General features: G+C 55.9%; 20 protein-coding genes. 10 read left to right on the top strand and 10 right to left on the bottom strand.

What is annotated here, in order from left to right; translation table 11 throughout:
- The first annotated feature begins 11 nt into the window (after positions 1 to 11).
- Positions 12 to 233: a hypothetical protein gene (locus FY046_RS15150; RefSeq protein ID WP_133844308.1), complete on the top strand. Its 222-nt coding sequence runs from the start codon at positions 12 to 14 to the stop codon at positions 231 to 233.
- 38 nt (positions 234 to 271) lie between these two features.
- On the top strand, positions 272 to 601 hold the full coding sequence (locus tag FY046_RS15145) for a DHCW motif cupin fold protein (protein ID WP_133844306.1): 330 nt from the start codon (positions 272 to 274) through the stop codon (positions 599 to 601).
- A gap of 52 nt (positions 602 to 653) precedes the next feature.
- On the opposite strand, the gene uxuA is transcribed toward FY046_RS15145, so the two are convergent.
- Together uxuA and FY046_RS15135 are read right to left on the bottom strand one after the other, a co-directional pair.
- Positions 654 to 1,841, bottom strand: a complete 1,188-nt coding sequence (gene uxuA / locus FY046_RS15140; RefSeq protein ID WP_133844304.1) for a mannonate dehydratase — start codon at positions 1,839 to 1,841, stop codon at positions 654 to 656.
- 62 nt (positions 1,842 to 1,903) lie between these two features.
- The gene (locus FY046_RS15135; RefSeq protein ID WP_167864243.1) at positions 1,904 to 3,193 is read right to left on the bottom strand and encodes an MFS transporter; all 1,290 of its coding nucleotides are present in this window, start codon (positions 3,191 to 3,193) and stop codon (positions 1,904 to 1,906) included.
- A 261-nt stretch (positions 3,194 to 3,454) separates the two neighbouring features.
- Here FY046_RS15135 and FY046_RS15130 point away from each other — a divergent pair, with 261 nt between their 5' ends.
- Positions 3,455 to 4,141 carry a FadR/GntR family transcriptional regulator gene (locus FY046_RS15130; RefSeq protein ID WP_133844299.1) on the top strand — a complete coding sequence of 229 codons (687 nt, stop codon included), beginning with the start codon at positions 3,455 to 3,457 and terminating at the stop codon, positions 4,139 to 4,141.
- A 63-nt stretch (positions 4,142 to 4,204) separates the two neighbouring features.
- Here FY046_RS15130 and FY046_RS15125 read toward each other — a convergent pair whose 3' ends face one another.
- The 4 genes from FY046_RS15125 to FY046_RS15110 form a co-directional block, all read right to left on the bottom strand.
- Positions 4,205 to 5,242 (bottom strand): AI-2E family transporter, encoded by a 1,038-nt coding sequence (locus FY046_RS15125; protein WP_133844297.1) that lies wholly within the window; start codon positions 5,240 to 5,242, stop codon positions 4,205 to 4,207.
- 346 nt (positions 5,243 to 5,588) lie between these two features.
- A complete protein-coding gene (locus FY046_RS15120) occupies positions 5,589 to 7,244 on the bottom strand; it encodes an ABC transporter permease (protein ID WP_446186229.1) in 1,656 nt (551 codons plus the stop codon).
- Between the two features lie 44 nt (positions 7,245 to 7,288).
- Entirely contained in the window at positions 7,289 to 8,263 is a 975-nt protein-coding gene (locus tag FY046_RS15115; protein ID WP_446186228.1) for an ABC transporter substrate-binding protein, read from the bottom strand.
- Positions 8,260 to 8,961 carry an ABC transporter ATP-binding protein gene (locus FY046_RS15110; protein ID WP_200642598.1) on the bottom strand — a complete coding sequence of 234 codons (702 nt, stop codon included), beginning with the start codon at positions 8,959 to 8,961 and terminating at the stop codon, positions 8,260 to 8,262. Before FY046_RS15110 ends, FY046_RS15115 begins: the two co-directional genes overlap by 4 nt.
- A gap of 134 nt (positions 8,962 to 9,095) precedes the next feature.
- Between FY046_RS15110 and FY046_RS15105 the strand changes: the two genes are divergently transcribed.
- On the top strand, positions 9,096 to 10,304 hold the full coding sequence (locus FY046_RS15105; RefSeq protein ID WP_200642599.1) for an MFS transporter: 1,209 nt from the start codon (positions 9,096 to 9,098) through the stop codon (positions 10,302 to 10,304).
- 105 nt (positions 10,305 to 10,409) lie between these two features.
- Here the strand turns inward: FY046_RS15105 and FY046_RS15100 are convergent, their stop codons facing one another.
- On the bottom strand, positions 10,410 to 11,225 hold the full coding sequence (locus FY046_RS15100; RefSeq protein WP_446186227.1) for a TIM barrel protein: 816 nt from the start codon (positions 11,223 to 11,225) through the stop codon (positions 10,410 to 10,412).
- Positions 11,226 to 11,742: 517 nt separating this feature from the next.
- Between FY046_RS15100 and FY046_RS15095 the strand changes: the two genes are divergently transcribed.
- The gene (locus FY046_RS15095; RefSeq protein WP_133844282.1) at positions 11,743 to 13,248 is read left to right on the top strand and encodes a CoA-acylating methylmalonate-semialdehyde dehydrogenase; all 1,506 of its coding nucleotides are present in this window, start codon (positions 11,743 to 11,745) and stop codon (positions 13,246 to 13,248) included.
- 47 nt (positions 13,249 to 13,295) lie between these two features.
- The gene (iolB, locus tag FY046_RS15090) at positions 13,296 to 14,117 is read left to right on the top strand and encodes a 5-deoxy-glucuronate isomerase (RefSeq protein WP_133844279.1); all 822 of its coding nucleotides are present in this window, start codon (positions 13,296 to 13,298) and stop codon (positions 14,115 to 14,117) included.
- 153 nt (positions 14,118 to 14,270) lie between these two features.
- Here the strand turns inward: iolB and FY046_RS15085 are convergent, their stop codons facing one another.
- Together FY046_RS15085 and FY046_RS15080 are read right to left on the bottom strand one after the other, a co-directional pair.
- Positions 14,271 to 15,125 (bottom strand): MurR/RpiR family transcriptional regulator, encoded by an 855-nt coding sequence (locus FY046_RS15085; RefSeq protein WP_159337799.1) that lies wholly within the window; start codon positions 15,123 to 15,125, stop codon positions 14,271 to 14,273.
- 243 nt (positions 15,126 to 15,368) lie between these two features.
- Positions 15,369 to 17,291, bottom strand: a complete 1,923-nt coding sequence (locus FY046_RS15080) for a bifunctional 5-dehydro-2-deoxygluconokinase/5-dehydro-2-deoxyphosphogluconate aldolase (RefSeq protein ID WP_167864246.1) — start codon at positions 17,289 to 17,291, stop codon at positions 15,369 to 15,371.
- Positions 17,292 to 17,888: 597 nt separating this feature from the next.
- On the opposite strand from FY046_RS15080, the gene iolD reads away from it, so the two are divergent.
- From iolD to iolE, 4 genes are all read left to right on the top strand, one after another.
- Positions 17,889 to 19,829 (top strand): 3D-(3,5/4)-trihydroxycyclohexane-1,2-dione acylhydrolase (decyclizing), encoded by a 1,941-nt coding sequence (iolD, locus tag FY046_RS15075; RefSeq protein ID WP_446186226.1) that lies wholly within the window; start codon positions 17,889 to 17,891, stop codon positions 19,827 to 19,829.
- A gap of 199 nt (positions 19,830 to 20,028) precedes the next feature.
- On the top strand, positions 20,029 to 21,042 hold the full coding sequence (locus FY046_RS15070) for a Gfo/Idh/MocA family protein (RefSeq protein WP_446186225.1): 1,014 nt from the start codon (positions 20,029 to 20,031) through the stop codon (positions 21,040 to 21,042).
- Between the two features lie 91 nt (positions 21,043 to 21,133).
- Positions 21,134 to 22,018 carry a sugar phosphate isomerase/epimerase family protein gene (locus FY046_RS15065; protein ID WP_133844269.1) on the top strand — a complete coding sequence of 295 codons (885 nt, stop codon included), beginning with the start codon at positions 21,134 to 21,136 and terminating at the stop codon, positions 22,016 to 22,018.
- A gap of 44 nt (positions 22,019 to 22,062) precedes the next feature.
- The gene (gene iolE / locus FY046_RS15060) at positions 22,063 to 22,959 is read left to right on the top strand and encodes a myo-inosose-2 dehydratase (protein ID WP_200642603.1); all 897 of its coding nucleotides are present in this window, start codon (positions 22,063 to 22,065) and stop codon (positions 22,957 to 22,959) included.
- A 58-nt stretch (positions 22,960 to 23,017) separates the two neighbouring features.
- Here iolE and FY046_RS15055 read toward each other — a convergent pair whose 3' ends face one another.
- Complete coding sequence (locus FY046_RS15055) at positions 23,018 to 23,578, bottom strand: DcrB family lipoprotein (protein ID WP_133844265.1); 561 nt, start codon at positions 23,576 to 23,578, stop codon at positions 23,018 to 23,020.
- Between the last annotated feature and the right edge of the window lie 109 nt (positions 23,579 to 23,687).

Here is a 23,687-nt window from a genome sequence, read left to right as displayed (position 1 = left end):
GCGGTAGATGATTGAAAAATGCCTTTTACTACCCGGTGGTTATCGGCGCACCGGGGCAATCACTAAATAAGTCCTTTTTGCTTGCGCTTATGCCTGATGTGACAGGCACACTGTGCATCAGCGTTATTATTATGCAAAAAGCGGTTGAATTCACCATCACTCATACTGAAATCTTTACCACTCCTCTTTCTTTTCCACCCGAACGGCTGGGCTTGCGGCGCGTATCCTTCTGACGTAGTTTATTTTTTTCACTACTCACGGAAGCCTGATAATGAAGATGAACGATATCCCTTTTGGCACCACGGACTGGTCAACGCTGACAGCAACGGAACATCCGGGAGAAACCGGTACGGCCTGGTGGCGGACTCAGCAGTTTGGTGAGGTTCGGGTGAGAAGGGTGGATTATACCGCCGGGTATCTGGCGGATCACTGGTGCAGCAAGGGGCATATTCTGCTGTGTCTGTCCGGTGAGCTACACACTGAGCTGGATGATGGCCGCGTGTTTACCCTGACGGCGGGGATGAGCTATCAGGTGGCGGATAACGCGGAAGCGCACCGTTCGTGGACCGACAGCGGTGCGCAGCTGTTTATTGTTGACTGATTTGTCTGCTTCACACGGCAGGTGCCTTGTTTGCACCTGCCTGAGATCGATATTATTCCGCGTTGAAGAAAATCTGTTTTAACGCTAACTCTACGCCGCGGATCTCCGCCAGCCCCTTCAGGCGACCAATCGCGGAATAACCCGGATTGGTTTTTTTATGCAGATCATCCAGCATCTGGTGTCCGTGGTCCGGGCGCAGCGGAATGGCGCGCTGGTTGCCCGCATGGCGGCGCTTCTGCTCCTCGGCCAGAATCACCTTAATCACGCCGACCATATCAACATCTCCCGCCAGGTGGGCGGCTTCGTGGAAGCTGTTCGGGTTCGCTTCGCGCTTCGTAGAACGCAGATGGGCAAAGTGAATTCGGTCGGCAAAGGTTTCCGCCATTTTTACCAGGTCGTTGTCGGCGCGTACGCCGTAAGAGCCGGTACAGAAGGTGAAACCGTTATGTACGCTGTCGACGGTCTCTTTCAGCCACTGCATATCGTCGATAGTGGACACAATGCGCGGCAGGCCGAGTATCGGACGCGGTGGATCGTCCGGGTGTACCGCCAGCACAATTCCGGCTTCTTTCGCCACCGGCACGATGGCACGCAAAAATTCGGCCATATGTTCACGCAACTGCGCTTTGTCGATGCCATCGTATTGGGATAACTGCGCCTGGAACTGTTCCAGCGTGTAACCCTCTTCTGCGCCCGGCAGCCCGGCGATAATGTTGCGCGTCAGGGTATCGATCGCTTCCTGGCTCATGGCGGCAAAACAGGCGGCGGCTTCGCGCTGTTCCTGCGCGTCATAATCCTGCTGCGCACCGGGGCGTTGCAGGATATGCAGCTCAAAGGCGGCAAAGGCAATATGGTCAAAGCGCAACGCTTTTGCCCCGTCCGGTAACGTCCAGCCGAGATCGGTACGCGTCCAGTCCAGCACCGGCATAAAGTTGTAGCACACGGTGTCGATGCCGCAGGCACCGAGATTGCGCAGTGATTGCTGATAGTTGGCGATGTACTTTTTGTAGTCGCCGCGCTGGGTTTTAATCGACTCGTGGATCGGCACACTTTCCACCACCGACCAGACTAACCCTTTCTCTGCCAGCAGAGCCTGACGAGCTTTGATCTCTTCCACCGGCCACACCTCGCCGTTAGCGATATGGTGCAGAGCGGTCACGATGCCCGTCGCACCCGCCTGGCGAGCATCATCCAGCGAAACCGGATCGTTAGGGCCGTACCAGCGCCATGTATGTTCCATACGTTCTCCTTTCGGGGCTATCTGCCTGCGATAACGCCCCTGATGTTGAATGATTTAGCTAATTAATCCGCAATCGGATCTTTCACGATAAAGAAATAAGCCAGTGCGCCTGCGAAGGTCACGCAGGAGCAGATCACCAGCGCCATATTGAACGAACCGGTGGTATCGACTACCCAGCCGGTGACAATCGGGGCGAATGAGGCACAGATAAAGCTACCGAAGTTTTGAATACTGCTGACCGAGGCCACCATGCGTGACGGTGCCATGACCTGTACCAGCCCCCAGGCGGACGTCCCGGCAAAGTGCACAAAGAACAGCGCCAGACTGATAAAACCGACGGCCATGGCGGTTGAGGTGGATTGCACCACTAACAGGGTACAGGCGGCGGAACAGACCAGGCCCAGGCAGATGAGCGCCTTGCGGGTTTTCGCCAGCGCATAGCCACGGCGTGCCAGACGGTCAGCAACGGTGCCATTCACCAGCATCCCTATCGAACCAAACAGAAAGGGAATGGCGGCGACCCAGCCAGTGCTGGTCAGGCTCAGACCGCGCTCGGCCTGTAAATAGCCTGGCAGCCAGGAGAGATACAGCCAGCCGGTGTAATTCACGCCGCTGAAGCCGAGGATCATTCCCCATACGGTGCGCTTCTTAAACAACGCGCCCCACTCTTTCAGCGATACGCGGGTTTTCTGTGACGGCGTGGAGCCTTGATCGAGGTACTGCTGCTCCTCCGGCGTCAGGGCAAAACGGTCGCGGTTGCGATACCAGGCATACCAGCAGAGAGCAATCGCTACCCCGGCCACACCGATAATCACAAACATCATGCGCCAGCCGAAGGCCAGCATTAGCGCCACGAGGATCGGCGGGGCGAACGCCTGACCAAAGGTAGTGGAGGAGTTAAAGATCCCCATCGGCAGGCCACGTTCACGAGCATTAAACCAGTCGTTGACGACTTTAACGCCGCTCGGCATAAACGGCGCTTCGCCTATCCCCAGACCAATACGCAGCATAATGAAGTGGCTGAAACTGTTGACTGCGCCAGCCATCGCCTGCATCACCGACCAGAACAGCAGGCCGCCGCCCAGCACGATACGCGGGCCGAAGCGGTCCAGCAGCAGGCCGCTGGGCAACTGGGAAATACCGTAAGAGAGAGAAAATGCCGAGAGCAGCACGCCAAACTCGGTGGCCGACAGGCCAAGATCGTTGCGGATCGCGGCATTAGCGATCGATAACGATCCGCGATCGAGGAAGTTAATGATCCCGGCGAGGAACAGCAGCGTCAGCGAAACGGTCTGTATCCGTTTGAGGCGGCTGGATTTTTGTAAGGGTGATTCAAAGGCTGAAACCGTCATCGGTGTTCCTTGTACGGCTCAACGGCCGTTTTCTTATCAGAAAGTCACAGGTTACATTGTCTGGCCCAGTGGTCAGGCCGCTGGACCAGAGCATAAATGCGAAGGGCCTGTGGGTTCCGTGATCGCGATCGCAGCATGAGCATCTTTCCCAATACGGGATCAGGTGGTGATGCCGGATACACCGTAGGGGCGAGGCATGCCTCGCCCGGCTGTGGGGCCTTGTGATAAGCTCTGCCATCATCTTTGCCGCCTGGAACGGGTATGGAATTACCAACACTGAAAGTCGAACGCCTTTACCGGCAGATTTCTAACCTGCTGATTGGCTGCATTAAAAAGGGACAGTTTCCCGCCGGTGCCATTTTGCCGCCGGAGCGTGAGTTAGCGAAGCAGCTGGGCGTCAGTCGTTCGTCGATTCGTGAGGCTCTGATTGCTCTGGAGATTACCGGCTGGGTGGAAATTCGCACCGGCAATGGCGTTTACGTGATGAATCCGCTGCCGCAAAGCGAAGATACACCGGTTGAAGAGGAGTTCAGCCTGAAGGCGCTGATCCAGGCTCGTCAAGTCTATGAAGCGATGACGGCTGAACTGGCGGCGCGCAACGGCAGTGACGATCAGCGTGCCGAATTGCAGGAGATCACCCAGGACCTCATCCAGTTACACGTTAATGATGAGAAATTCCTGCGGGAAGATAAGCGTTTCCATTTGCTGATCGCCGAGATGACCGGGAATGAAGTGCTGCGCGATATGATGGAATATCTGTGGAATAAACGTAAAAGCTCGCGCTTTGTGCGGCTGGAGAGCCACTACGCGGAGAGCGATTTCCCGCGTGAGATGAACCAGGATCATGAAGACATTGCCCGTGCCATCATCGCCCGGGATGCCGTTCAGGCACGGGCCTGCATGGAACGCCATTTACAGCATGTGTATGACCGATTGTTTATCGAATAACACGGATTGGCATATCGGCCAGTAGGGTTTTTGTAGGGGTCGGGCATGCCCGACACGTGAGGATTAAATTGATTTGCGCCCATTCCCCAACAGGATCGCCAGCTTGCCGCCGCCGGGGGTGGTTTCCATCAGAATTTTACAGACGCTGGTCAGTGGGACAGAGAGTAGCATTCCCACCGGGCCGAGCAGCCAGCCCCAGAATATCAGCGACAAGAACACCACCAGACTCGACAGCCCCAGCCCGCGTCCCATCACTCTGGGTTCCAGCAGATTGCCCAGCAGCATATGAATGGCGATAAACAGTGCCGCGACCAGCCCGGCTTCCAGCGGCGTGTTCAGCAACAGCGCCTGCAACACGGGGGGAATACCGGCAATCACGGGCCCGATATTCGGCACAAAGTTCAGCACGAAAGCGACCACACCCCACAGCAGCGCGAACTTCACCCCCAGGGCCAGCAGCGCCAGCCAGACCAGCACACCCGTTGCCAGACTGATCAGCGTTTTCAGTGCCAGATAGTGGGTGACCCCCTTCAGCGCCTTATGCATGCCGGCAATACGGATCTGCGGATTGACCAGCGCGTAACGTAGCTTGTACGGCAGATGATGAACCTCAAACAGCATAAAAATCACCGTCATCATCACCAGAACGATCTGCGCCATTGCCCCGGAAAACTGCCCCAGCATGGTGGTGGCGACATCCATCACTGCATTCGGGTCCAGCCGCTGTGCCAGCGACTCAGGGGAAATCATGATATGAAAACGGGCGGCAACGTGTTGCACCAGGGCCAGTTTTTGCTCCGCCTGCGCCTGAAGCTGTGGGTAGACTTCGCCAAACTCCTGCAATGACCCGGCAATCATGGCGATCAGCAGCGCCAGCCCAATCAGCACCACCACCACGACCAGGCTGATAGCAACACCACGGCGCATTTTTCGCCGCATCAGCCAGCTCACCAGCGGGTTCAGCACGATGGCGAAAAACAGCGCCATCAGGAACGGCACCACGATCTCTGCCGACAGCTTGATGCCGCCCAGAATTACCACCAGCGTAGCCAGTTTTAGCAAAATATTTTGCCCGATCTTCTCCTGCGGCAATGACTTCATTGCGTCTCCGTTTTGACAATATGCGCAGCAAGTGTAGCGGCTCTGGCGCGACAGCCATTCACTTTAGGAATGGTCGTGTTTTTCCGTTGGTAACGGGCGAGGCATGCCTCGCCCCTACGGCAATGAAGTTTTGTCGGGGTCGGGCACGCGGGTGTTTTGTAGGGGTCGGGCACGCCCGACCCGGTGACAATGGAAAGGTATGCAGGTGTTGGGTCGGGGTCGGGCACGCGGGTGTTTTGTAGGGGTCGGGCACGCCCGACCCGGTGACAATGGAAAGGTATGCAGGTGTTGGGTCGGGGTCGGGCACGTGGGTGTTTCGTAGGGGTCGGGCACGCCCGACCCGGATTTATCCGCGCTCGCGTCGTTGCAGGATCGCCAACGCAGTGAGCATCAACGCCAGCCCGGTGCCCATCGCAATGCTGGCCATCGCCATTCCCTGACCCACGGAACCCTGCTCGAACTGACGCCAGATAAAGACCGATACTGTCTGGGTGCCCGCCGGGGCCAGCAGCAGCGACGTCACCAGCTCGCGCGAGGCGATGGCAAACACCATCAGCATTGCGGCCAGCAGGCTGGGGAACACCAGCGGCAGCACGATATGGCGCAATGCTGCCCAGGCGCTGGCGCCGTGCACACGCGCTGCCGGCTCCAGGTTGCTGCCCAGTTGTTTGAGCGCGCTGCTGACATAGCGCACCGGCCAGGGCAGCAGCAGGCAACAGTAGGAGAGCAACAGGATAGGCCAGCTGTTATAGGGTGTCAGCGGCCAGAACGGCTGATTCCATAGCAGGATCAGCCCAACGCCGACCACCACGCCCGGCAGCGCGGCCGGGAGCAGAGACAACGCATCGATCAGCGCAGCACCGCGAATACGCCGTACCACCACCAGCCAGGCCGCCAGAAAACCTAACAACCCGGTGATCACTGCCGCGCCGAGCGCCAGGCCGAGGCTGGTGGAGAGCGCCGTCAGGGCATCACCCTGTAGCGCAAACAGCGCCGCGAAATGGCGTAGCGTCAGATTGCTGAGATGCATCCCGCCGGATAGCGTGGAAAGCAGTGACGTCAGCAGCATGGAGCTCATCGGGAGCACCACCATCAGTAACGCCATCAGGCAAAACAGCAGCAGCACCGGTGCGCGCCAGGCACCGAGCGAAATGCCGCTGTTCTGCGCGGGCTTGCCGTTAATACTGGTGACATCTTTGTTGCCGACCAGCTTCTTCTGCAAAGCGAACGCCGCCAGCGCCACCATCACCAGCAGCATGGAGAGCAGCGACGATCCCGGCAGGTCGATCGGCCAGTCTGCCAGGCGCTCCTCAATACCAACGGTCAACATCACAACCCCCGCACGTGAACCGAGCGCGGCGGGAACGCCATACTCCTCAATCGCCATAGTAAAGGCCAGCAGGATGCCGGCGGCCAGCGCAGGCAGCAGCATGGGTAGGGTAATGTGCCAGAAAGCCCGCCATGCGCTGGCGCCATGTACCCGTGCCACGATGGCCAGCTGCTGTCCGCTCGCCAGCAGACTGCGCGATACGGCAAAGTAGACCACCGGGAAAATATTCAGCGTCATCACCAGCGTAATGCCGCCCTGACTGAACAGTAGATCGTTGAGATCGAGACCGATCGCCTGATACAGATAGCCGTTATGTTGCAGCGCCAGCATCCAGCTGAGGGCAGAAATATAGGGTGGAGTCAGGAACGGGATCAGCAGCAGCAGATCCCAGATACGCGCCAGCGGCAAATGAAACAGCCCGCGCAGCGTGCCGAGAGGAATGCCGACCAGCGCACTGAGCAACGCTACGCTCAGGCCGGTTTTCAGCGTACCGCTGAGTAGCGCGGGCAACTGCGGATCGGCCAGCAGCGTCGGGATCGGGGTAAAGGCACCGGCCAGCGATCCCTGTGCCAGCGCGGGAAACAGCGCCTGTAGCAGAATAAACAACAGCGGCAGAGCGACCAGAATAAGCAGCAGCGCCACGGTCAGCAGCGGAAGTAAACGAGAGGTCATCGTGGGTTCCTGCGAGGCGACGCAGAGGCGCCGCCCGGGGAGAATTAAGGATGGCTGAACAGCGTGCCAAAGCGTTGCAGGACGGAGCCACGGTCGGCATTACCGCCGCTCTGGGCTGGCAGAATGTTCAGGTCACTGAGCAGTGGGCGTTTTGCGCCGACGTCAGAACGCGCGGGCATTAACCAGGCATCGGCCACTTTCTGTTGCCCCTCTTCCGACAGCACATAGTCGATAAAGGCTTTGGCATCCGCCGCGTGCTGCGTACTTTTCAGGATCATCATCGGACGTGGTGCGACCACCGTACCGCTGGCTGGGAAGATCACTTTGATCGCTTCACCCTCCTGAATGCTGTTATAGGAAACGTAATCCACTGCGCCAAAGACGGCGGCTTTTGCGCCCTGTAACACCGGGGTCAGCGCCTGAGCGTTAGGCCCGGCAATCACCATCCCGTTCATCTTCAACTGACTGAACAGCTGCCAGGCCCGGTCGCCCATGCTGTTTTGCAGGCCGATAAGCAGGTCAAGCGAGGCACCGGAGAGCGAGGGATCGGGGGTGGTTATGCGGTCTTTAAAGGCTGCACTGGTCAGGTCGTTCCACTCTTTCGGCTCCGGGGTGCCGCTTTTGGTATTCCAGACAATCCCCAGCGCTGAAATGCCCTGTGCCACATACGTATCGGTTTTGAACGCGGCGGGCACCTTTTCGGCATTCGGGCTTTGATAGGGCAGCAGCCACTCACGCTTCTCAAGCTCTTCGGCCGTATCCCAGGAGGCGGAGATCAGGATGTCGGCCTGCGGATTGGCCTGCTCGGCCTCCAGCCGTGCCATCACCTTGCCGGTGGTGGCCTGGAAAATATTGACCTTCACGCCGCTCTGTTTCTCAAAGCCCGCCGCGAGGCTCTTCGCCAGCGATCCCGGCCCCGCGGTGTAAACCGTCAGCGCCTGTGCGTCATTCATTATCATGCCGGAAGATAACAGCATCGCGAAAAGTGCTCCTTTTTTCATCGAGTTTAACAAGGTCATGCGAGTTCCCCAGAGAGTGACGTAACGGTTTGAAGTGCAGAAACGGACCCGGCAGACAGCCAGACGATACGGTCAGCCAGCATTTCGGCTTCGCTGCGATCGTGGGTGACATACACGGCAGTCGTTCCGAGCTGGCGCAACAGACTGGCCATCTCGCGACACAGAGATTCACGTAAATCGCGATCAAGATTGGAGAGCGGTTCATCGAACAGCAGAATCTTCGGTTCCGCAATAATCGCCCGTGCCAGCGCCACGCGCTGCTGCTGACCGCCGGAGAGATCGGCGGGTTTACGCCCGGCGAAATCCGCCAGCCCAACGCGTTGCAGGGCGGCCATCACCCGCTCATCGCGTTCGCGCGCAGCCACCCGGCGCATCAGCAGGGGAAAGGCAACGTTCTGCGCCACGCTCATATGCGGCCACAGGGCGTAATCCTGAAAGACCATGCCGATGTCGCGTTGTTCAGGGGGCAGGCAGTGGCCCGGGCTGGCAATCAGGCGTTCGCCAAATTGCAGCGTGCCCTGCTGCGGTTGCAGCAATCCAGCCAGCAGTTTCAGGATGGTACTTTTGCCGCAGCCGGAGGGGCCAAGCAGAGCGACAATGCTGCCCGGCTCGATATGAAGATCGAGATGGTTGAGCACCGTCTGCGTGCCGAAGGCATAGTGGATGCCCTCGAGTGTGACTGAGGTTGGAACATGCATCAGATTGTTATCCTCTTTGGGACTTTGTGCGGGGAAGTATAGGGAGGCTGTATGACGGATTTATGGCGGAAGAAATTCGAATTATTTAGGGTATAGTGGCATTTCATCCATTTTTCCCTGCGAGCAGGATTTTCATGTCTGAGCAGCCCGCCGGGGCCACGGCGCTAAGTGGCTTTCGCTTAAATCTGCGTATTTTCTCCGTAGTGATGTTCAATTTTGCCAGCTATATGACCATCGGTTTACCGCTGGCCGTGCTGCCCGGCTATGTCCACGATGTGATGGGCTATAGCGCCTTCTGGGCGGGACTGGTGATCAGCCTGCAATACTTCACCACGCTGTTAAGTCGTCCCCATGCCGGGCGCTATGCCGACCTGTGGGGCCCGAAAAAAGTGGTAATTGTTGGCCTGTGCGGCTGCTTTATCAGCGGGATTTGCTACCTGCTGGCGGGGTTGAGCAGTGGGCTGCCGTTGCTGAGCCTGCTGCTGCTGTGTGCTGGCAGGCTGATACTTGGCGTTGGGCAGAGCTTTGCCGGGACCGGTTCAACCCTGTGGGGTGTTGGGGTCGTAGGCTCGCTGCATATTGGCCGGGTGATTTCCTGGAACGGGATTTTCACCTACGGGGCGATGGCGATTGGCGCACCGCTTGGTGTGGCCATTTATCACTGGGGCGGCCTGATGCTGCTGGCGGAAATTATCACGGCGATTGCACTGGTGGGTATTCTTCTGGCGCTGCCACGAGCCCCGGTGAAAAGCAGTAAAGGCAAGCCACTGCCATTCCGCGCGGTGCTCGGCCGTATCTGGAGTTTTGGCCTGCTGCTGGCAATGGGATCGGTGGGTTTTGGCGTTATTGCGACCTTTATTACGCTGTTTTATCAGGATAAAGGCTGGGATGGCGCGGCCTTTGCGCTGACGCTGTTCAGCGTGGCCTTTGTGTGTACCCGACTGCTGTTTCCCAATGCCATTGCCCGCCACGGCGGGTTGAATGTGGCGCTGGTCTGTTTTGCGGTGGAAGCCATCGGCCTGTTTATGGTCTGGGGGGCGTGGGACCCGTGGCTGGCTCGTGTCGGTGCGCTGCTGACCGGGGCCGGATTCTCGCTGGTGTTCCCGGCGATTGGCGTGGTGGCGGTGAAAGTGGTGCCGCCGCAGAATCAGGGCAGTGCGCTGGCAACCTATACGGCGTTTATGGATCTGGCGCTGGGCATTACCGGGCCGCTGGCAGGGCTGGTGATGACCTACGCGGGTGTGCCGATTATCTATCTGCTGAGCGGGCTGCTGGTTTGTCTGGCGATGGTGGCCACGTTGCGGCTGAAAAAAGCGACCCCCGAAGGGGTCGTTGTCAAATGACACAGATAAGATGAAGATATTTGCCGCCTGTCGGGGCGGGCATGCCCGACCCCTACGACAGCGTGGGGTCCCGTAGGGGCGAGGCATGCCTCGCCCGTTGTTGGATCACCCTTGCAACAATGCAATGCTCTGGCGGATCTCACGTTCGATATCCGCCGCACTCCAGTTATCCATCACTGAAGCAAATGGCTCAAAAGCGTAAACACCTTTGTAGCCCAGTTCTTCAAGGCGCTGCACCTGCCAGACGCTTTTCAGCAGGTCATCACCACTCAGCATCAGACGCTCTTCATCAGTCAGCTCGTTCACCGGACGGCCATCAATAACGCCTGACAGATGCACCAGACCAATCTGGTCCACGTCAATGCCGTCGGCAAAGTCCTGCTCAGCGCCTTCATACAGATGGTGGTGGAAGGTATCCAGCACTATCTTGAACGGCATCCCCGCCTGTTGGATCAGCTGCTGCGCCTGACCTGCGGAGCGCAGTGAACTCACCGGGAAGCCCAGTGGCTCAACCAGGCCTTCCACGCCGTAGCGGGCAAATAACGGGGCCAGCGTGCTCAGTGCCTTCTGCGTATCTTCGGCTGAAATTTTTGTGCCATCATTAAGTGGGCACATGACCAACGCTTTTGCCCCAATGCCCTGTGCGTCTTTCAGCAGACTTTCGGCACGGGCCAGCAGGTCATCACTGATCTGGTTAAACGGATACAGTGCGTTGATGGTGACAATTTCCAGGCCATACTTTTCTGCCAGATCGCGAACCTGCTGGTGGCTCAGATTATCGGTGACGCTGCCGCCTTTCATATCGTTACGCAGTTCAACTTTATGCAGACCCAGCTTTTGCACCAGTTGGAAAAATGCCTCAATGCTGAGGGCTGGTGCAATTTTACGGTTAATACAAAAACGGGTTGGATCGATAGCCATCTGATGGCTCCTGTTGAGTAGGGTAGGAAGGTAAAAGGTTCGTTCAAGGTATCCCGCCAGCCATTTTTTGAGTGACCAGGCCAGTCGGTGATGCTGCACTGCTCATAAAAGAACATTTATTTCATATATAGTGAATAATGAAATTTAAATTTTTAGATCCGTCTCGCAAAATTTCACTCAACACCGGATGAAGCCAGCATAAATACAGAGTAATCCTGGCGTTTTAGTGGGGCCAAACGTGGCGTTATGTGACCGTGGTCCTGAAACGATTGCTCCGCGCACCGCCTGAGCTGAGGGCTTTTTTTACCCGGGTTCGTTCCTGAGGTGAAGCGACCGGGGTTCTCCCCCTGAAAAATGCGATCCAGGCCGCTAAAAACGAATTTTCTAAAGTGAAATATTTGAAAAATTTATTTCAATATTATACTGTCTCAACACGAATCAAGGTTTTGCCCGGCAAGGCAGCGGTATGACGTCAGACTGCCTGCGAGGGAAACTCATACTTCAAAGAGGCCAGCACATGACTATCGTAGGAAACTTTATTGGCGGTAAAACGTCTTTCAGCGCCAGCAACGAAACCATTCCGATTTACGATCCGGCAACCGGTAAGCCGGTGCGCGAACTGACGCAGAGCACCAGTGATGAAGTCGCCAATGCGATTGCCGTTGCGCATGAAGCATTCGATAGCTGGTCACGTACTTCTCCACTGCGCCGCGCCCGTATTCTGTTTAACTTTAAAGCACTGATGGAAGAGCATCGTGATGAGCTGGCTGAGTTGATCGTCAGTGAGCACGGTAAAGTCTGGTCAGATGCGCTGGGTGAACTGACCCGTGGTCTGGAAGTGGTGGAATTTGCCTGCGGTATTCCGCACCTGATCAAAGGTGAGAACTCTGCTGATGTCGGTACTGGCGTTGACAGTTACTCGCTGATGCAGCCACTGGGCGTTGTGGCCGGGATCACTCCGTTCAACTTCCCGGCGATGGTGCCACTGTGGATGTTCCCGATTGCGCTGGCCTGCGGTAATACCTTTGTGCTGAAGCCACCAGCACTTGACCCGTCAGCGTCCGTACGTATGGCTGAACTGCTGACCGAAGCGGGCCTGCCGGATGGTGTGTTCAACGTGATCCACAGCTCGAACGAAAATGCTGAACAGCTCTACAAAGATCCACGCGTTCAGGCGGTGAGCTTCGTCGGTTCATCCGGCGTGGCAGAGCACATCTACACCACCGCCAGCGCCCACGGTAAACGTGTGCAGGCCTTCGGCGCCGCGAAAAATCATGCGATCGTGATGCCGGATGCCGATCTGGATGCGACGGTGAATGCCATCATGGGCGGTGCGTTTGGCTCTGCCGGTGAACGCTGCATGGCACTGCCGGTTGTGGTTGCCGTGGGTGACGACACCGCAGACAAATTGATTGCTGCGCTGACTCCGCTGGTGAAAGCCCTGCGTGTTGGCCCTGGCATTCACAAAGGCAAAGACGAAAACGAAATGGGGCCGGTTGTTTCTGCTGCGCACCAGAAGAAAGTGCTGGGCTACATCGACAAAGGTGAAGCAGAAGGCGCGAAACTGGTGGTTGATGGTCGTGGCATTCAGGTTGAAGGCAATCCTGATGGCTACTACGTTGGCGGTACGCTGTTCGATAACGTCACCACGGATATGGTGATCTGGCGTGAAGAGATCTTCGGACCCGTACTGAGCATCGTTCGTGCACCTGACTACAAAACGGCACTGGACCTGGTGAACAGCCACGAATTCGGTAACGGCAGCGCCATCTTCACCAGCAATGGTCATACCGGTCGCGACTTCGTACGTGAAGTGCAGGCGGGCATGGTTGGCGTTAACGTACCGGTTCCGGTACCCATGGCCTTCCACAGCTTCGGCGGCTGGAAACGCTCCGTGTTTGGGGCACTGAATGTGCACGGGCCGGACGGTGTGCGCTTCTACACCCGCATGAAAACGGCCACCGTACGCTGGCCGAGCGGTCAGAAAACCGTATCTGAGTTCAGCATGCCTACGCTGGGATAATTGAATATGGGCGAGGTGCGCCTCGCCCCTGTGAACAGAGAGGCTGTATGTCATTGCTATCCAAAGTAAAACAGCCGGATGCGCAGGGCCGTATCCAGCACGTCACCCCGGAAAGCGCTGGCTGGCGCTATGTTGGTTTTGATGCATACCAGTTGAAGAAGGGCCAGACGCTGACGCTTGAGAGCGGCAGCAAAGAGCTGTGCCTGGTGCTGGTTGCAGGGCTTGCCTCCGTGAAAACGCGTCAGGCTGAGTTCCCGAACATCGGCAAACGTATGTCGCCGTTTGAACGCACTCCCCCTTACTCTGTGTATGTTCCGCACAATGAACAGGTTGTCGTGGTCGCGGAGTCTGACCTTGAGCTGGCGGTGTGCAGTGCACCGGCGACGGAAGGAAAATTGCCTGCACGTCTGATCGCGCCTGAAGATGTGGGGGTTGAGCAGCGTGGTAAAGGGAATAACAAACGCCTGGTACACAACATTCTGCCTGACGATAAGCCAGCGGACAGCTTGCTGGTGGTGGAAGTGTATACCGACGAAGGGAATACCAGTTCGTACCCAAGCCATAAACACGATCAGGAAGATTCACCTGATGAAACCTACCTGGAAGAAACGTATTACCATCGTTTCAACCCGGATCGCGGTTTCGCGATGCAGCGTGTTTATACCGACGACCGTTCGCTGGATGTCTGTATGGCGCCTTACAACCAGGATGTGGTCACCGTTCCGCGTGGTTATCATCCGATGTCGACCGTTGCAGGTTATGACAACTATTACCTGAACGTGATGGCCGGGCCGGTGCGACTGTGGAAATTTACCTGGGAGAAAGATCATGCCTGGGTGAACAGCGATGAGTATCCCCGCAAAGGATAATCCCGCATGGCCGATCGTTGCGGGTCAGGCATGCCTGACCCCTACGAAACCGCCCTTGACGTAGGGCGCGGTATGCCTCGCCCGATGGCGTAAGAAAAGGTTGATGTTAAAACGAGCGATAAAACGGGTGGCCCTCACAGGCTACCCGTTTTTTTATGGGCGGGGTTTATTCGGGTCGACGTTGGTCAGTGCCAGCGACACGGCCAGCGTCTGGGCCAGGCACAGCGAGGCGACCTGGGAACGGAAACCATCCACCTGCGCTTCACGCACCACAAAACAGACATCACTGAAGGCGGCGAGTGGGCTGACCTGGCTGTCGGTAATCGCGATCTGATGTGCACCACGTTTTGCGCCCAGTTCCACCAGCTCAACGGCTTCGCGTGCATACGGTGAGTAACTGATGGCAATCACCACGTCTTTCGGGTTCACCATGCTCAGCTGCTCGGCAAACATACCGCCCAGGCCGTCGATCAGAAACGCACGGCGCTCCAGATGACGCAGAGCGTAAGTCAGATACGACGCCACGCTGAATGAACGGCGTAAACCGATAACGTAAATGTTGTCAGCCTCATCCAGCATCTTCACCGCTTTTTCCAGCTGCTCAGGATTGACCTGCATCGCCAACTGTTGCAGCGCCTGCGAGTTGACCATGGTGAACACATTGAGGATTTCAGCCGGGCTTTCCGGGGCGCTGGCCGTTTCATCGGTGGCGGTCTGGCGGAACAAACGTGCGCGTTCGGTGTAGTTGACCGTCTCTTCCATCAGATGCTGGCGGAACACCTGCTTCATTTCATTGAAACCACTAAACCCAAAGGCATTTGAGAAGCGGATAAGCGTAGAGGGTGGGACATCAGCCTGCTGAGCGATAGAGGCAACGGTATCAAAGGCGATGCTGTTGCTGTTATCAAGAATATAGCGAGCCACCTGCTTCAGGCGTTTACTGAGAGTGTCGTAGCGGCGACGGATATCGTCCTGCAACAGAGAAAGTTGGGTCGGATTATTAGTCATTAACGGCTCGCAAAAAGTAAAATAGTGTTCTTCTGTGCGTTATTCTACCAGATGAACAAAAAATTTCACTTGATGACGAAAGCAGCGGCTTCTATTTCATCAGGGTTGGGAATCAGTTCACAAAATCGTAACCTTCTGCGTGCGCCGCGCAAAATAATAAATTCGTTTCAAAAAAAAAGGGTGACCCTGTACCAGGTCACCCTTATGGCCGTACCGTACATATACGGACGGCTGTACGGCGTTTTATTTCGCCGGACGCGCCTCACGCCAGTAGCCGATCAGCGTCAGGTAGTTACTTTTTACCTTCTCAATCAGTGCGGCATCATCCAGCTCACCCTGCAACCACTGACGTGATGGCTGGCCGAAGATGGTGCGACCCACGGCAAAGCCTTTCACCCACGGTGATTTCGCGGCGGCAGCAAAGCCTGCTTTCAGTTCAGCTTCCGGTGCATCCAGGCCCAGCAGCAGAATGCCACGGCAGTGTGGATCGTGCTTTTCAATCAGCGCGCTGATGGCTTCCCAGCTGGCGTGTGACAGCGGAGGCAGCTTCCACCAGTCAGGCTGAATGCCCAGGCTGTAGAAATGGGTGAGGATCTCCAGATAATATTTCTCATCTTTATCCGGGTTGCTCTCCGGCAGGATCACTTCCAGCAGCAGCTCATGACCAGACTTGTTACAGCCGTTCCACACATCGAGGATCAGCGCATCCTGTTCCTGACGCATCTCTGCGCTGTCTTTCGGATGATAGAAGGTCAGACATTTGACCACGTGCTCCTGCGGCCAGTCGATCAGCTGGGAACCGATGTTGCCGTGTTCCAGACGCAGCGGACGTGAGCTGGGTAATTCGATAGGGCGACCAATCCACCAGCCTTTACCGGTGATGGCATTCAGCGCGGGCTGACCATAAGTGGTGTCTGCCAGGATACCGCAGCGGCCATCGTCCAGACCGGCTTCTTTCGCCGCAGCCTGCGCGCCCTGTAACAGCAGCAGTTTCAGGTCGGGAATACGTGCATCACTGACGCCCGCTTCTGCTGCCATATCGGCCAGCTGTTTACGGTGGTCAAAGGCAAAAATGTTCAGTTCGTTCCACTGCTGCTTGCGGGTCGTCACGCGGTGCAGGTGGTTGAGGCGGCTGTCGAGATCCGGACGTTTCACGTCTTTGTCGCGGCTCAGGAAGTCGTCCAGCTCTTCTTTGGTCGGCATGGCCGGGGCGCAGCCATGGCGGGAAACAACCAGCGCGCCGCAGGCATTCGCGTAACGGCAAGCCTGCTCCCAGCTTTCATCGTTGAGCCAGCCGCGCAGCAGGCCAGACATAAAGGCATCGCCTGCACCGAGTACGTTCAGCACGTCAACGCGCACGCCGGTTTGCAGTTTGGTCTGTTCCCAGCTGTCCGGGATTTCGCCTTCAAAGACCACACAACCCAGCGGGCCACGTTTGCACACCAGCGTGGCTTTTGTTGCTTTACGCACATTTTTTAGCGCAGTCAGGCTGTCGGTGCTGCCACCCGCAATGTGGAACTCTTCTTCTGTTCCCACCACCAGATCGAAATAGTGCAGCACTTCCTGCAATTGCTGCGTGACACGCTCGGATTCCACAAAGCGGGTTTCGCCATCGCCCAGTGAGGTCAGGCCCCACAAAACCGGACGGTAGTCGATGTCCAGTGCGGTACGCAGACCATGACGACGTGCAATATCCAGCGCTTTCAGCACGGCGGCGCGGGTATCAGGATGCGACAGGTGCGTACCGGTGACGGCAACGGCACGCGAGGAGGCGATGTAATCTTCCTGGATATCATCCGGGACCAGGCCCATATCGGCGCAGTTATCGCGGTAGAACACCAGCGGGAAGGTTTCCTGATCTTTGATCCCGAGGATCACCAGTCCGGTCAGACGGGTTTTATCCGTAATCAGGCTCTGGGTATCACAGCCCACGCGTTGTAACTCTTCGCGCAGGAAGCGGCCCATGTGTTCATCACCGACACGTGCCAGCATGGCAGATTTCAGACCCTGAATCGCTGTGCCATAAGCAACATTGCCAGAGGAGCCACCAAGATACTTTGCAAAGGAGGTCTCATCTTCAAGGCGCGCACCGATTTGCTGGCCATAAAGGTCGACAGCGATGCGCCCGATACAAATCACATCGAGCGGCTTCTGTTGTGTACTCATACCTGTTGTTTCCTCTGTTTTTTACCCTGCCTCCTTGCCGTTTAACTGCCACGTCAATGATTGTGGGTAGTGCCGATGCTGTTGAGCGTTTCCAGCAGATCGGAGCCATCAGCCCGATCACATCCGGATCTAACATGTAGCGAAGTATGAGGAATAAAAATTCCAAATTCAATATGAAATGAAATTATTGCCCCAAAAGTGTGAGGTGGTTAAAACTCTTGCATCGTGGATTTCGCTACCCGATGGGGCAGTGGCGCTTCACGGCATTACAGAGATGTGAGCGGCCTCTCAACTTTCTTAACGCGCATCAGGGAACATATTGAAGTGAAACGATTTTTCTCTTTTGGGAGTAAAGGTATTGTTATCGTTTCATTTACCCGATGTAAATCACCCCATTTACCCCCGTTGCACCGCAGAATTTGATCTCACTCGCAAAATGAAATGTTTCTTCTGTAATTGTGTTTAGTGAAAAAAATATTTGTTTATAATCGGCTCACGTTTCACTTATAGCTGTCGCCGTTTTGATCCCAAGGCGACCACAAATGCGAACCTCGGTGGACCTTATGATGTGGCCACCGATACTGAAAGGAAGAGCAAATGGGCAAGATCAGATTAACCACAGCACAGGCTCTGGTCAGATTCCTGGACAACCAGTATCTGTCGGTAGACGGCGTTGAAACCAAATTTGTTAAAGGTATTTTCGCTATCTTCGGCCACGGTAACGTACTGGGCTTAGGCCAGGCGCTGGAACAGGATAGCGGCGATCTGGTGGTCTACCAGGGTCGTAATGAGCAGGGCATGGCGCATGCGGCTATCGGTTTTGCCAAACAGAAACTGCGCCGCGAAATTATCGCCTGTACCTCATCCGTCGGTCCGGGTGCCGCGAACATGGTGACAGCCGCCGCGACCGCGACCGCCAACCGTATTCCTTTGCTGCTGCTGCCTGGTGATGTGTTTGCCACCCGCCAGCCGGACCCGGTTCTGCAACAGATTGAGCAAAGTCACGATCTGAGCATCAGCACCAATGATGCTTTCCGCGCCGTCAGCAAATACTGGGACCGCGTCAGCCGTCCGGAGCAGCTGATGACCGCCTGTATTAATGCCATGCGTGTGTTGACCGATCCGGCCGACACGGGTGCGGTCACGATTTCACTGCCGCAGGATGTGCAGGGTGAAGCCTATGACTTCCCTGACTACTTCTTCCAGAAACGCGTCCACCGTCTGGAGCGTCGCCTGCCCACCGAAGGCCAACTGGCTGATGCAATCGCACTGATTGCCGGTAAGAAAAAACCGATGATCATCTGTGGCGGCGGGGTGAAATACTCCGGCGCGGGTGATGCACTGCGCGCCTTTGCTGAACGCTACAACATTCCCTTCGCTGAAACCCAGGCGGGCAAAGGCACCATCGTGTCTGACCATCCGCTGAACGTTGGCGGTGTGGGCGAAACAGGCTGCCTGGCGGCGAACCTGCTGGCAAAAGAAGCGGACCTGGTGATTGGTATCGGTACACGTTACACCGATTTCACTACCGCCTCGAAATGGATTTTCCAGAATCCGGACGTCAGCTACGTCAACATTAACGTCAGCAACTTTGATGCCTACAAGCTGGATGCTGTTCAGGTGGTGGCTGATGCGCAGGAAGCCCTGACCGCACTCGACAGCCGTCTGGCGGCAACCGGCTTCAGCAATGGCTGGGGCGAAAAAGTCTCACAGGCGCAGAGCAAACTGCTGAAAGAAACCCAGCGTGTTTATTCTTCCGTCTACAGCGGCACCGACTATGTGCCGGAAATTGATGATCATATGGATCGCGAAGCGGTATGGGCTGAGTTTAACCGTCTGACTGGCTCCTTCCTGACGCAGAGCAGCGTACTGGGTACGCTCAATGAGCGCCTCCCAAAGGATTCAGTGATTGTCGCGGCAGCGGGCAGTCTGCCGGGCGACCTGCAACGTATGTGGCGCACCAAAGATTACAACAGCTATCACGTCGAGTATGGCTATTCCTGTATGGGCTACGAGGTCAGCGCTTCACTGGGCGTTAAGCTGGCCGAGCCGCATCGTGAGGTCTTCACTCTGGTCGGTGATGGCTCCTTTATGATGCTGCACTCCGAATTGGTGACCTCGATCCAGGAAGGCGCGAAGATCAACGTGATCCTGCTGGATAACATGACTAACGGTTGTATTAACAACCTGCAGATGGAACACGGTATGGATAGCTTCACTACCGAGTTCCGTTTCCGTAATACCGACGGCGGCAAACTGAACGGCGGCTTTGTGCCGGTCGACTTCGCCGCTATCGCCGGTGGCTACGGCTGTAAAACCTATCGCGTCACCACCCTGGAGCAGTTGCAGGCGGCGCTGATTGATGCGCAGAAACAGACGGTATCAACGCTGATTGATATTAAAGTTCTGCCAAAAACCATGATCCACAAATACTTCAGCTGGTGGCGCGTAGGCGGTGCCCAGGTGTCCACATCAGAGCGCGTAGACGCCGTGGCCCAGATGCTGAACGAACATATCGACCAGGCGCGTGAATATTAATTATACCCTTCATTCTTCACGCTGCAGGTGCGTTGGCTGCGCCTGTTCACCCCAGTCACATAGTTATCTATGCTCCTGGGGATTCGCAGGCTTGCCGCCTTCCTGCAGCGAGAATTATTTTGGGTATAAACATTTGTTGTTTATTTAACGGGCATTTTTATTTCGCCCGCTCTTATCCCCCTACATGTAAGGACCTGTCATGACTTTAAAATTAGGTGTTATCGGAACGGGCGCTATCGGCCAGGAACATATCCGTCGTTGCAGTAAAGTGCTGCAGGGTGCGCAGGTGGTGGCGGTTTCAGATATCAACGTCGAGGGTGCCAAAGCGGCCCTGGCACGCATTGGTATTGAAGCGGAAGTGTTTGCCAACGGCCATGACGTGGTGAAATCACCGAACGTTGATGCGCTGCTGGTAACCTCCTGGGACCCGACTCACGAAGAGTTCACTCTGGCGGCGATTGAAGCCGGTAAGCCGGTATTCTGTGAAAAGCCACTGGCGATGAGCGCGGAAGGTTGCCGTCGCATCGTTGATGCCGAAATCCAATTTGGTAAACGTCTGGTGCAGGTTGGCTTTATGCGCCCCTACGATAGCGGCTATCGTGCGCTGAAAGAGGTGATCACCAAAGGCGAAATCGGTGAGCCGCTGATGCTGCACTGCGCGCACCGTAACCCCACCGTGCCGGAAAGCTATACCACCGATATGGCGATCACCAATACGCTGATCCACGAGCTGGATGTGCTGCGCTGGCTGACCGAAGATGATTACAAATCGGTACAGGTGGTGTTCCCACGTTCCACGTCGAAAACCCACGCTAAACTGCGTGATCCTCAGGTGGTGCTGTTTGAAACCCGTAAGGGCATTCGCATCGACGTGGAGATCTTCGTGAACTGTGCTTACGGTTATGACATTCAGTGTGAAGTGGTGGGTGAAGAAGGTATCGCCAAACTGCCAGAGCCGTCCGCCGTACAAATGCGTAAAGACGCCAAACTGTCTACGTCTATCCTGACCGACTGGAAAGACCGTTTCATTGATGCCTACGATGTTGAATTACAAGCATTTATTAACGACGCCACCGCAGGCAAGCTGACCGGGCCATCCGCCTGGGACGGCTATGCTGCTTCTGTCGCTGCCGATGCCTGCCTGAAAGCGCAGGAAAGCGGTGCGATTGAGCCGGTGGAACTGCCGCAGCGCCCGGCTTTCTACAATAACTGATCGTCAGGTTACAGGCCGGACGCGCTTAACCCCCGTCGATATGACGGGGGATCACCGTAAAACAGCGTACTGATTTATCACGGAGAGTCTGATGAAAATTGCCTTTGATGTAGATGTCATTCGAGATTTGGGCATCACAAAAATGGTTCACCAGGTGGCTGACTGGGGCTACAAATATATTGAGCAGTCCCCGCATCCGCAGATCAACCCGTTCTACAAACATCCAAAAGCCAGCCGCGAAATCATCACCGAGTACAAAAACGCGCTGCGTGAGACCGGGCTGGAAATCTCCTCTTATATCGTTGTGTACCGCTGGTCCGGTCCGGACGAAGCGCGCCGTCAGGCCGCCGTCAGAAACTGGAAACGCATGATAGAGATCGCGGTTGAAACCGGTGTGCAGGTGATTAATACCGAACTTTCTGGTAACCCGAACGAACCTGAAATCTGTGAAGAGATGTTCTATCGCTCAATGGAAGAGCTGCTGCCTATCGTCGAACGTGAAGGCATCCGCATCGAAATCCAGTCTCATCCATGGGATTTCTGTGAAGAGAGCAACGAAACCGCTGACATGGTGAAATCGTTCCGCAGTGAGAACGTCAAATATCTCTACAGCGTGCCGCACACCTTCTTCTACGACAAAGGGAAAGGGGATGTGAAAAGCATGCTGGAATATTCCGGTGTCGACCTGTCGCACGTGCTGATCGCGGACACCATGAATCACACCAAACACTGCCGCTATATTGTGAACCCGCCTGGCGTTGATGCCACGATTCACCAGCACGTGGGTGTGGGCGAAGGGGAAGTCGATTTCCAGACGCTGTTCCAGACGCTGCGCGATATGGACTTTGCTAACCGCACGTTCAAAGTCGGTGGTGAGTCAATTATTGCCTCTTCACTGTTCGGTTACCCGGAAAAAATGAATCGTCAGGCAGTGGAAACACGCGAACTGATCGAGCGTGAGCTGCTGAGAAAATAAAGCGGGGCGGCAATGGCCGCCCGGTGAACCTTTGAGGTAACACCATGAATAAAGATAACGTCAAACTGGCTATTGCACCGATCGGCTGGACCAACGATGACATGCCTGAGTTGGGTAGTGAGAATACCTTCCAGCAGATCGTCAGTGAAATGGCGCTGGCAGGTTTTACCGGCAGTGAAGTGGGCAGTAAGTACCCGCGCGATCCGGCCGTGCTGAAGCCGATGCTGGACATCCGTGGTATCGAGATCGTCAATGCCTGGTTCAGCACCTTCTTTGCTAACGGCGATAAAGCGAAAACTATTGATGAATTCATCAACCATCGTGATTTCCTGCATGCGATGGGGGCAAAAGTGATTGGCTGTTCAGAGCAGAGCCTGAGCATCCAGGGCACCACTAAAGCCGTGCTGGAAGAGAAACCTCACTTTACCGATGAGCAGTGGCGTCTGACGGTGGAAGGCTATAACGAGCTGGCGAAACTGGCGGCTGAGAAGGGCATGACCGTGGGTCTGCATCATCATATGGGCACCGGTATTCAGACCACTGCCGAGGTGGATCGCTTTATGGCCGAGACTAACGATGATGTTTATCTGCTGTTCGATACCGGCCACGCTTACTACTCTGAAGGATCCCAGGAAGCCATGCTGGCCATCCTGACGAAATACCTGCCGCGCATTAATCACGTGCACTTAAAAGACGTGCGTGATGAGGTTGTGGCGCAGGTGAAGAGTCAGAAGTTGTCATTCCTTGATGGCGTGAAGAAAGGCACCTTCACCGTTCCGGGTGATGGCGTGATTGATTTCGATCCGGTGTTTAAAATTCTCGATGATTTCGGCTACAAAGGCTGGATGGTGGTGGAAGCGGAGCAGGACCCTGCGCTGGCTAATCCGTTCGAGTATGCAGTTAAAGCGCGTAAGTATATTCGCGAACACGCCGGGCTGTAACGGCCAATAAAAAGCCCCCCGCACCAGAGATGCGGGGGGCTTTTTTTATGCCATCAGATTATTTCAGCTGAATGGTGCTGATAATGCTTTCCGCTTCGGTTTGTGCCTGCTGCTGGTTTTCCGCAGGCAGCGTGATCTGCAGTGTCAGCAGCTTGCCATCGACTTTACCCAGAACCACAGAAGACCATGAAGACTGGTTATTGGCAGAGATCACGGTGTCCAGTTGCTGTAACGGCTGGCCTTTCACGGTAATGGCTTTGTTGGTCACGACCTGAAGCTGTGCATCACGATTACGCTGCTGCGCTTCAAGACGACCTGCCAGCACATCCAGACCTTCGTTCGTGCTCTCACCATCAATCACGATGATCGCTTTCTGGCCTGACTCATCCGCATAGACGTGCATATTGTTCGCCTGAGTGCCGAGCTTGCCGCTCTTGTCAGACATGCCTGCCGGCAGGGTGAAGCTCAGTTTGCCATCCATCAGAGTGACATTCTGATTGGACTGACTGCTGCTGACGCCATTATCATCGGCGGCAGCTTTCTCATCTTTCTTGCCATCACAGGCAGCCAGTCCAGCTACCAGCAGCGCGATTCCGGCATATTTCAGTAAGTTACGCATCAGGGTTCCTTTCACATTGGTCGCGTAGAGATCAGGTGCTTATACAATCGTATTCAGCCTTCAAAAGCAACTTATACCCGTCGTACTTCACGCTGCAGCGGTGTTGGCT

It is taken from the genome of Erwinia sp. 1181_3, assembly GCF_052824965.1.
Note: the sequence above shows the minus strand (reverse complement) of the source record. Positions and strands in the feature narration are given on the sequence as shown.

What these genes read in the sequence shown, in the direction of transcription:
- FY046_RS15145 (WP_133844306.1), top strand. Translation starts at nt 272, where the DNA reads ATGAAGATGAACGATATCCCTTTTGGCACCACGGACTGGTCAACGCTG.
- uxuA (WP_133844304.1), bottom strand. Translation starts at nt 1,841, where the DNA reads ATGGAACATACATGGCGCTGGTACGGCCCTAACGATCCGGTTTCGCTG.
- FY046_RS15135 (WP_167864243.1), bottom strand. Translation starts at nt 3,193, where the DNA reads ATGACGGTTTCAGCCTTTGAATCACCCTTACAAAAATCCAGCCGCCTC.
- FY046_RS15130 (WP_133844299.1), top strand. Translation starts at nt 3,455, where the DNA reads ATGGAATTACCAACACTGAAAGTCGAACGCCTTTACCGGCAGATTTCT.
- FY046_RS15125 (WP_133844297.1), bottom strand. Translation starts at nt 5,242, where the DNA reads ATGAAGTCATTGCCGCAGGAGAAGATCGGGCAAAATATTTTGCTAAAA.
- FY046_RS15120 (WP_446186229.1), bottom strand. Translation starts at nt 7,244, where the DNA reads ATGACCTCTCGTTTACTTCCGCTGCTGACCGTGGCGCTGCTGCTTATT.
- FY046_RS15115 (WP_446186228.1), bottom strand. Translation starts at nt 8,263, where the DNA reads ATGACCTTGTTAAACTCGATGAAAAAAGGAGCACTTTTCGCGATGCTG.
- FY046_RS15110 (WP_200642598.1), bottom strand. Translation starts at nt 8,961, where the DNA reads ATGCATGTTCCAACCTCAGTCACACTCGAGGGCATCCACTATGCCTTC.
- FY046_RS15105 (WP_200642599.1), top strand. Translation starts at nt 9,096, where the DNA reads ATGTCTGAGCAGCCCGCCGGGGCCACGGCGCTAAGTGGCTTTCGCTTA.
- FY046_RS15100 (WP_446186227.1), bottom strand. Translation starts at nt 11,225, where the DNA reads ATGGCTATCGATCCAACCCGTTTTTGTATTAACCGTAAAATTGCACCA.
- FY046_RS15095 (WP_133844282.1), top strand. Translation starts at nt 11,743, where the DNA reads ATGACTATCGTAGGAAACTTTATTGGCGGTAAAACGTCTTTCAGCGCC.
- iolB (WP_133844279.1), top strand. Translation starts at nt 13,296, where the DNA reads ATGTCATTGCTATCCAAAGTAAAACAGCCGGATGCGCAGGGCCGTATC.
- FY046_RS15085 (WP_159337799.1), bottom strand. Translation starts at nt 15,125, where the DNA reads ATGACTAATAATCCGACCCAACTTTCTCTGTTGCAGGACGATATCCGT.
- FY046_RS15080 (WP_167864246.1), bottom strand. Translation starts at nt 17,291, where the DNA reads ATGAGTACACAACAGAAGCCGCTCGATGTGATTTGTATCGGGCGCATC.
- iolD (WP_446186226.1), top strand. Translation starts at nt 17,889, where the DNA reads ATGGGCAAGATCAGATTAACCACAGCACAGGCTCTGGTCAGATTCCTG.
- FY046_RS15070 (WP_446186225.1), top strand. Translation starts at nt 20,029, where the DNA reads ATGACTTTAAAATTAGGTGTTATCGGAACGGGCGCTATCGGCCAGGAA.
- FY046_RS15065 (WP_133844269.1), top strand. Translation starts at nt 21,134, where the DNA reads ATGAAAATTGCCTTTGATGTAGATGTCATTCGAGATTTGGGCATCACA.
- iolE (WP_200642603.1), top strand. Translation starts at nt 22,063, where the DNA reads ATGAATAAAGATAACGTCAAACTGGCTATTGCACCGATCGGCTGGACC.
- FY046_RS15055 (WP_133844265.1), bottom strand. Translation starts at nt 23,578, where the DNA reads ATGCGTAACTTACTGAAATATGCCGGAATCGCGCTGCTGGTAGCTGGA.